At 61.5% G+C, this 8,965-nt stretch carries 7 protein-coding genes; all 7 read right to left on the bottom strand.

Going from position 1 to position 8,965, the window contains the following annotated elements:
- On the bottom strand, positions 1–1,450 hold a 1,450-nt coding region (locus tag O9X91_RS20855), incomplete at its 3' end, for a HAMP domain-containing protein (RefSeq protein ID WP_269834371.1).
- Positions 1,451–1,537: 87 nt separating this feature from the next.
- Complete coding sequence (locus O9X91_RS20850; RefSeq protein ID WP_012475965.1) at positions 1,538–2,122, bottom strand: adenylate kinase; 585 nt, start codon at positions 2,120–2,122, stop codon at positions 1,538–1,540.
- Between the two features lie 21 nt (positions 2,123–2,143).
- Positions 2,144–4,102 (bottom strand): acetate--CoA ligase, encoded by a 1,959-nt coding sequence (gene acs, locus O9X91_RS20845; protein ID WP_077768139.1) that lies wholly within the window; start codon positions 4,100–4,102, stop codon positions 2,144–2,146.
- Positions 4,103–4,167: 65 nt separating this feature from the next.
- Positions 4,168–5,703: a glycerol-3-phosphate dehydrogenase gene (gene glpD / locus O9X91_RS20840; RefSeq protein WP_077768140.1), complete on the bottom strand. Its 1,536-nt coding sequence runs from the start codon at positions 5,701–5,703 to the stop codon at positions 4,168–4,170.
- Between the two features lie 17 nt (positions 5,704–5,720).
- A complete protein-coding gene (gene glpK, locus O9X91_RS20835) occupies positions 5,721–7,223 on the bottom strand; it encodes a glycerol kinase GlpK (RefSeq protein WP_012475962.1) in 1,503 nt (500 codons plus the stop codon).
- 81 nt (positions 7,224–7,304) lie between these two features.
- On the bottom strand, positions 7,305–7,988 hold the full coding sequence (locus tag O9X91_RS20830; protein ID WP_012475961.1) for an SGNH/GDSL hydrolase family protein: 684 nt from the start codon (positions 7,986–7,988) through the stop codon (positions 7,305–7,307).
- A gap of 22 nt (positions 7,989–8,010) precedes the next feature.
- Positions 8,011–8,964, bottom strand: a complete 954-nt coding sequence (locus O9X91_RS20825) for an ABC transporter permease (RefSeq protein WP_012475960.1) — start codon at positions 8,962–8,964, stop codon at positions 8,011–8,013.
- Position 8,965: the final 1 nt, after the last annotated feature.

The raw sequence follows: 8,965 nt of genomic DNA, 5'->3' as shown, positions 1-8,965 counted from the left end.
CGAGCGAAGCAGCCTGCTGCTCAGTCCGTTTGGCAAGATCCTCGGCCGCCTCGGCCATCTGGTTGCCGTTGCCCTGGATCATTTCGACATTGTCGCGGATCTGGCGCATCGTCGCCTGCAGGTGCAGCATCGAGGCATTGAAGTCCTGCCGAAGCTGATCGAGCTCACCATCGAGGGGACGGCCGATGGTCACGGTCAGATCGCCGCTCGCCAGCTTGTGCAGGCCGGATGCAACCGCCTCGACAGCGTTACTGATGGCAGCCGCATCGCGGGTCTTGCGGAGGTCGTCTTCCTGGCGCTGTTGGCGCGCGAGTGACCTCGACTGTTCCGCCTCATTTTCCACGCGGATCTTTTCGAGCGCGTTGTGGCGAAAGACATCAAGCGCCCTTGCCATCTCGCCGATCTCGTCGCGCGTTTCGACGCTGCCGATCTTTTCATCGAGCTTGCCTGATGCAACCGCCTTCATGGAGGCCGTGAGCGCTTCGATCGGAGACTTGATGGTTCTGAGCAGCAGATAGCCGGCGACGCAGCCGAAGAGCAGGGCGATCACGGTCGTCACTAAGGATATGGTTTGCGCCTGGTCTTGGGCCGCGGAGGCATGGCCGCGCTGGATGTCGGCGAATAGAAGGATCTTGTTCCAGGCGTCATTCATGCTGGCGCTCGCAGCCTTGAAGGCGGCGTCACGTTCTCCGACCTTGACGAGGAGCTGGTCGAACCTCTCCGAGGTCCCGCCGATCACGTCGATGGCTTTGCTGGCCAGTTCCTGGATAGGACCGTTGGCGGCATGCTGTTCCTTGACCTTGCCCAGATAGAAGCCCAGGCCCTTGAGACGGCCCTTCACCTTCTTGAGGGTATCGTCGTTCATTCCACCCAGAAAGTCGGAAGCGGCGATCCGAAGTTCGTAGTTCATGGAATTGATCTTGTTCAGCGTTTCGGCGGTCGCCGCTTGTGCTGCCGCCTGATCGGCGGGAATGTTCAGATAGGTCTGCAGTTTGGACTGCACATCCGACAGGGTTGCGAGATCGCTGGAAATCCCTTCCCGCAGTTTCCTCTCGTCGCTGTGCATGTCCCAGAGGCCGTCGATCGTCCTGGAGACCTCTTCGGCAATCGTCCCGGCGGCAACCAGGCTCTGCCGTTCATCCTGCTCTTGAGCGAAGGACAGGCTCGTCGATATCTTAGCGCTCTGGTCTGCGAGCAGCGCCTTCAGCGCATCGCGCTTGGCCTCGGTCGCCTCGAGCAGGAAGGAGTTCATCCCGTCCTGGGCTTGTTTGATCGCAGACAGCGTGACCATCCCGCTCGAACTGCTCGCGAGCTGGGTATTCAGCATGTTGCCTGAGAGATAGTTGACGAGGCTCAAGCCTGCGATGCCGATCAGTATCGGCGTCAGCAGACAAAAGATTTTAGTCCGGATCGGTCCGCGCAACAGCAGGAAGTCAAAATGAATGCTCATGATTCTCCACCCAAGATAACGAGGTCCCATAATAATTATTCTGAGTGAATGAATATCCGGTAAAATTGATCTCGAATTAGTAATGTCTCAGGAATATTCGGCCGCGGCCGACTCCAGGATCTCCAGAATCCGGGCGGTCACTTCCTCGGGAACGGCGAGGCCGTCGACCTGAAAGTAGGGCGACCGACCCTTGTAGAACTCGCTCACCGAAAGGGTCTCGGCCCGATACGCCTTGAGGCGCAGTTCCAATGTCGCCGCATTGTCATCGGCGCGTTGTGCGCCGGCAGACTCTGCCGCCCTTCGGCAGATGCGGTCGTAAAGTTCTTCCTCCGGGACGACGAGCTCGATGACAGCAGTCAGGGAATGCTCCCCGAGCGATTGATCCAACGACGCCGCCTGCGAAATCGTGCGCGGAAACCCGTCGAGTACGAATCCGCGCTGAGCTTCCGGACTGGCAATCCGGTTGGCGACGATCGCCGAGACGGTATCGTCGGAAACGAGCCCGCCGGCTGCCATGGTGGCCGCGACCGCCAAACCGAGGGGCGTTCCCGCCTTGACCTCGGCCCGGAGGATATCGCCGGTCGATAGATGCGGGATGCCGAGCTTTTCGCAGATGCGCTTGGCTTGGGTCCCCTTGCCGGACCCGGGCGGGCCCATCAGGATCAGTCTCATGGGATAGTCCTTTCCTTCGGTCTAGGCCGCCTCGGCCCTGTTCTGGCGGTTGACGATCAGATCGTCGACGACAGCGGGATCGGCAAGCGTCGAGGTGTCGCCGAGCGACCCGAAATCGTCCTCGGCGATCTTGCGCAGAATGCGGCGCATGATCTTTCCCGAGCGGGTCTTCGGCAGGCCCGGCGCGAACTGGATCTTATCAGGCGACGCGATCGGGCCGATTTCCGCGCGGACATGCTTGACCAGCTGCTGGCGCAACTCCTCGGACCCTTCGCTGCCCGCCATCAGCGTGACATAGCAATAGATGCCCTGGCCCTTGATGTTGTGTGGATAGCCGACGACAGCGGCTTCGGACACGAGGTGATGCGAAACCAGGGCGGACTCGACTTCCGCCGTCCCCAGCCGGTGGCCGGAGACATTGAGGACGTCGTCGACGCGACCTGTGATCCAATAATAGCCGTCGGCATCACGGCGACAGCCGTCGCCGGTGAAATACTTGCCCTCGTAGGTGGAGAAGTAGGTCTGGATGAAGCGCTTGTGATCGCCATAGACGGAACGCGCCTGACCTGGCCAGCTGTCGGCGATGCAGAGATTGCCGTCGGCGGCCCCTTCGATGAGCTTGCCTTCGGCATCGACGAGCTCCGGCCTGATGCCGAAGAAGGGCCGAGTGGCCGAGCCTGGCTTCAGGTCGGTCGCACCCGGCAGCGGCGTGATCATGATGCCGCCGGTTTCCGTCTGCCACCAGGTATCGACAACAGGGCAGCGCCCGTCGCCGACCGTGTGATAGTACCATTCCCAGGCTTCGGGGTTGATCGGCTCGCCGACCGAGCCAAGCAACCACAGGCTGGATCGGCTGGATCGTTTGACGAAATCATCGCCGGCGCCCATCAGCGAACGGATTGCGGTCGGGGCGGTATAGAAGATGTTGACCTTGTGCTTATCGATCACATCCCAGAACCGGCCGGCATCGGGGAATGTCGGGATCCCCTCGAACATCAGCGTCGTTGCGCAGTTGGCGAGCGGTCCGTAGACGATATAGGAGTGTCCCGTGACCCAGCCGACGTCGGCAGTGCACCAGTAGATATCGCCGTGCTGGTAATCGAAGACATATTCGTGGGTCATCGAGGCGTAGACGAGATAGCCGCCGGTGGTGTGGAGAACGCCCTTCGGTTTGCCGGTCGAGCCTGAAGTATAGAGGATGAACAGTGGATCCTCGGCGTTCATTGGCTCGGGCGGGCAGTCGGCCGAAACAGTGGCTGCTTCCTCGTGATGCCAGAGGTCGCGGCCCGGCGCCCAACTGAGCGGGCTGCCGGTGCGGCGGATGACGAGCACGTTCTTGACCATGACATGACCGCGCGCGGCGATGTCGATCGCCTTGTCGACATTGGCTTTCAACGGAACCGGCTTGCCGCCGCGCAGGCCCTCATCGCAGGTGATGACGAAGGTCGATTCACAATCGACGATGCGGCCACCCAGCGCCTCGGGACTGAAGCCGCCAAACACCACGGAATGGATTGCGCCGATGCGGGCGCAGGCGAGCATCGCATAGGCCGCTTCCGGCACCATCGGCATGTAGATAGTGACACGATCGCCCTTCTTGACCCCGTGCTTCTTCAAGACGTTCGCCATACGACAGACGTGCTCGTAAAGCTCGCGGTAGGTGACCTTCCTGTCGAGCGATGGATCGTCACCTTCCCATATGATGGCGACCTGATCACCGTTTGTTGCGAGGTGCCGGTCGATGCAGTTGTAGGAGACATTGGTCTCACCGTCCTCGAACCATTTGATCGAGACATCCCCGGTAAAAGAGGTGTCCTTTACGCGGGTGTAAGGCTTGAACCAGTCGATGCGCTTGCCGTGTTTGCCCCAGAACTGCTCGGGGCTAGCGACACTCTCCTCGTACCATTCCTGGTACTCGGCCTTATTGATCAGCGCATGGCTCTCCACCGGTTTGGTGACCGGATAAATCTTGTCCGACATCAAAACTCCTCAAATGTCAGGCGGCCGGCCGGCATGATCGATGCGCTACGGCCCGCCGAAAAATCTCACTGCGCGGCAACCTGCCGCTGGATGATCTCAGAAATGAATTGGTCGAGAAGGGCCACTTCGCTGTGGCTGAGATGCAGTCCCTTCTTCGAGCGTCTCCAGAGAATGTCATTCGTCGTGCGCGCCCATTCGTGCGCCATCAGGTAGAGCACTTCGGCTTCGTAGAGATCGGACCCGAACAACCGGCCGAGATCCTCGATTTTCCCGGCAGTGCCGAGAAGGACGGATGCTCTTGTGCCATAGCGGCGGACAAGCCGGCGCGCATGCGAAGCGGCGAGGAATGGATAGGCCTTGTGAAGCTTGGTGACCTCCGCCTCGTAGCCTTGAACCGGAAAGTCGCCGCCCGGCAGATGGCTCTTGGCCGTCCAGGGAGCCCCCTTGGTGCCGATCGCCTCACCGATCTTCTCCAACGCGTGCTCTGCCAGACGCCGGTAGGTGGTGAGCTTGCCGCCGAAGACGTTGAGGAGCGGAGCCCTGTTGACCTCGCTGCCGACGAAGCCGTCAAGCTTCAGCACATAGTCGCGGGTTGCCTCCTGCGCCTTGGTGGCGCCGTCGTCGAAAAGCGGGCGGATCCCTGCATAGGTCCAGACGATATCGTCCTGCCTGACCGGCTCCTTGAAATATTCGCTCGCCGCCTTGCAGAGGTATTCCGTCTCCTCCTGCGAGATCCTGACGTCCTTCGGATCGCCGCTGAAGTCGCGATCGGTGGTGCCGATCAGCGTGAACTCGTCCTCATAGGGAATGGCAAAGATGATGCGATTGTCGGGGTTCTGGAAGAAATAGGCCCGCGGCCCCTCGAACTTCTTCTTGACCACGATATGGCTGCCTTGGACGAGACGGACGTTGCGCGCCTCATTCTTGCCGAAGGCGCCGCGGATCACATGGTCGACCCAGGGACCGGCCGCATTGACGAGCATGCGTGCGCGGTGAACCGCCGCGATCCCGGAGACCGTATCCACCGTCTCGATCGTCCAGAGCCCGTTCTCGCGCCGCGCCGAGACAACCTTGGTGCGCGGCATGATCAGCGCGCCCTTGTCGCTGGCGTCGCGGGCATTGAGCACCACGAGGCGGGCATCGTCGACCCAGCCGTCGGAATATTCAAACGCCTTGGAGAAGAGCGCCTTCAGCGGTTTGGCCGCCTCGTCGCGGCGCATGTCGAGTACCGCCGTCGGCGGCAGCAGCTTGCGGCCGCCGAGATGGTCGTAAAGGAAGAGCCCGAGCCGGATCAGCCACGCGGGGCGGATGCCGCCTTTCTGGTAGGGCAGCACGAAGCGCATCGGCCAGATGATGTGCGGCGCCATCGCCCAGAGCACTTCGCGCTCCATCAGCGATTCACGCACCAGCCGGAACTCGTAATGTTCGAGATAACGCAGGCCCCCATGGATGAGCTTGGTGGCACCCGATGATGTGCCGGATGCAAAGTCGTTCATCTCCGCCAACGCGACCGAATAGCCGCGACCGACCGCGTCGCGCGCGATCCCGCAACCGTTGATGCCGCCGCCGATTACGAACAGGTCGTGGATCTTATCTGCCATGTCGGTCTCCCGTAACGTCACGCCGTTGCCGCATAGGAAAGCGTGCTTGCAACGGCGGCGCGCCATTTCCGATAGCGTCGCGCCCGCTCGTCAGTGTTGAGGTTGGGGGTGAAGCTGCGCTTTGCCTTCCAGTTCGCGGCAAAGGTCTGAAGATCGGGCCAGACGCCCGCTTGCGCGCCGGCGAGTGCCGCAACTCCGTAAGCTGTCGCTTCCTGGCTTTGCGACCGCTCGATGACGCTTCCGAGGCAATCGGCCAGCGCCTGCATGGCCCAATCGCTGCCCGACAGGCCGCCATCGACGCGCAGGGTCGCACCCCTGACGTCCATCGGGTAATCGGAGGCCATCGCCTCGAGGAGATCGCGCGTCTGGTAGCAGACGGATTCCAGCGTCGCCCGCGAAAGCTCGGCGATCCCCGTGCCTCTCGTTAGGCCGAAAATCGCGCCACGGGCTTGCGAATTCCAGTGCGGCGCGCCGAGCCCGGTGAATGCCGGCACCAGGTAAACGTCTTCCTGTTCGTCGGCCAGATGCGCGAGACGGCCCGTCTCGTCGGCCGCCTTGATGAGCTTCAGGGAGTCGCGCAGCCATTGAACCGCGGCACCCGCCATGAAGATCGAACCCTCAAGTGCATAAGTCGTTTTGCCATTGAGGCGATAGCCAATGGTCGACAGCAGACGATTGGACGATCTGACGATCTGATCGCCGGTGTTCAGGACCACGAAGCAGCCCGTGCCATAGGTCGATTTGAGCATTCCGGGCTTCAGGCAGGCCTGACCAAGCAGAGCCGCCTGCTGGTCGCCCGCGAGCGCCCGGATTGGAATTTGAGCGCCGAAATGGGCGGCAACCGTCTGGCCGAAATCGTCGGCACAATCCTTGACCTCGGGCAAGAGAGCCCGCGGGACTCTGAAGGCGCCCAGCAATTCGTCGTCCCAGCGATTCTGACGAATATCGAACAGCGAGGTGCGCGACGCGTTGGTGGCGTCCGTCGCGTGCACGGCGCCGCCGGTGAGCATCCAGGTGAGATAAGTGTCGATCGTGCCGCACAGCAGCTGGCCATTCTCGGCCGCACGCCGCGCGCCGTCGACATTGTCGAGGATCCAGGCGATCTTGGTGGCGGAGAAATAGGGATCGAGCAGAAGGCCGGTCTTTTCCTGTATCAGCGGGCCAAACCCGTCTGCGCGAAGGACCTCGCATGCGCCGAAGGTGCGGCGATCCTGCCAGACGATCGCCGGATGGATCGGCTTGCCCGTCGACCGCTCCCAGATGAGGCAGGTTTCGCGCTGATTGGTGATGCCGATCGCCGCAACGTCGCGCGCCTCGATGCCGGCTCGCGCGAGAGCGGTACGGGAGGTCTCAACAACAGAATCCCAGATTTCGGTGGCGTCGTGCTCGACCCAACCCGACTTCGGAAACGACTGTGATATCTCTTTTTGATCGATCGCGATCGGCTGGGCATCGGGGCCGTAAACGATGGCTCGGGAGGACGTCGTCCCCTGGTCGATCGCCAGAACATAGCCGGTCATGGGAGCCTCAAATCTTGTTTGCGGAAAAGGACCGCCAGCCGCCTGGGAGGATGGCGCCTGGCGGCCGGCGACGGAACGCTGCTAGGCCACAGCTTTCTTCGCCTCTTGAGAGAAAATCGCCTTGACCTTTTCTGCGATTGCCTGGCCGAGCGTGATATTCGTGTCAGCCGAGAAATGGATGCCATCGCAGCCATCGGTCTTGACGAACTCGCCGGCGTCGAGAAAGTCGACCTTCAGGAAGTTGGCGAGCGCCTTGTACTGCTTTGAAAGTTCGACGGACTTTTCGTAGCCACCGCCGAACATGCCTTCGAACCATGGGTCAGGCATGGGAGCGAGCGGCGGCGGCGAGACGATCAGAAGCTTCGGGGCAGGATAGGGCGTGCCGATGCCGCCGGCCGAAGTCAGAACCTGTCCCGCAAGCTTGCCCATGCCGTTGGCGATCTCGTAAGGCGTGCGGCGGAAATACGACTTGGTGTCGTTGGTGCCGAGCAGGATGATGACGAGATCGAGCGGCAGGTGGCTGGCGAGCGCCATCGGCAGATAGGCGCTGCCGTTCAGCCTGGGATCGTTCGGATCCTCGACGCTCGTGGTGCGGGCGCTTAAGCCTTCCTCGATGATCGTATAGCCGTCACCGAGTGCTGCGGCCATTGCGCCGGTCCAGCGTTGTTCAAAGGGGTATCTGAGTGTCGGCGACGACTCGGGTACCGGAATCCATCCCCATGTCAGTGAGTCCCCAAAACACAATATCGAGCGGCTTTCTGCCATGTCATTACTCCTCCGATGACGACTAGTTGGTACGCGCCTTGAGGCCGTAGAAAATGGCCGCAAGGAGAATGATGAGGCCTTGCGCGATGAGCTTCCCGGAGTCGCTGACGCCGAACGACGTCATCACGACAAAGAGGAGCGCGAACGAAAGGACACCAAAGAACGGTCCCCAGACGCCGCCTTCGCCGCGGCCGAAGACCACGCCGCCGAGAATGGTTGCGGCAACAGAAAGGATCGGCAGATCCAGGCCGACGCGAACGCTTCCGACTGCGATCGAAGCCGTTTGAACGAGAGCCGCGATGCCGGCGATCAGGCCTGCCAGCGTATGCGCCACGACGACGGTGCGTTCGACGGGTACGCCTGAGAAATGCGCTGCTTCCGCGTTTGCGCCGACCGAGGTCACGTAACGGCCGAACACCGTTCTCGACAGAAGCAGGGACAGCAGCGTGGTCAGCACCACCCAGAACAGGACCGGGAGGGGCAGCGGGCCGAGTTTGACGTTATAGATATCGTTGAAGTAGCTCGGCACGTTACCCGGCGGCTTGCCGCTCGACAGGAACTGCACGGCACCAACGAGGATGATGCTGACCGCAAGCGTCACGATAACAGCCGAGACGCGGCGCTTGCCCACCATGAAACCGTTGAACAGCCCGATCGCGGTGCCCGTGAAGAGCGCGAGCAGCACGAAACCGGTCGCCGACATTCCGGGAAACTGGCCGGACGAGATGAAGTAGTTGACGAGCAGGATGACGCCGCCGCCGGCGAGGTCGATACTTTTGACCCGCATGACGAGCAACTGCCCGAGAACGAGGACGCCGAGCGGGGCGACCTGGCGAATGAAGATGCCCATGACATTTGCGTTCAGCATCTGCGGGCGCGAGACCCACAGGACGATCAGCAGCAATGCAAAGACATAATAGGCGGGCGCAATCTTAAGCATTCGCTGAATTGCGGGATTTTTTGCGAAGGCTGACATC

Source organism: Agrobacterium salinitolerans (assembly GCF_027498475.1).
GTDB lineage: Bacteria > Pseudomonadota > Alphaproteobacteria > Rhizobiales > Rhizobiaceae > Agrobacterium > Agrobacterium salinitolerans.
This window is presented reverse-complemented; position numbering and strand designations above follow the sequence as displayed.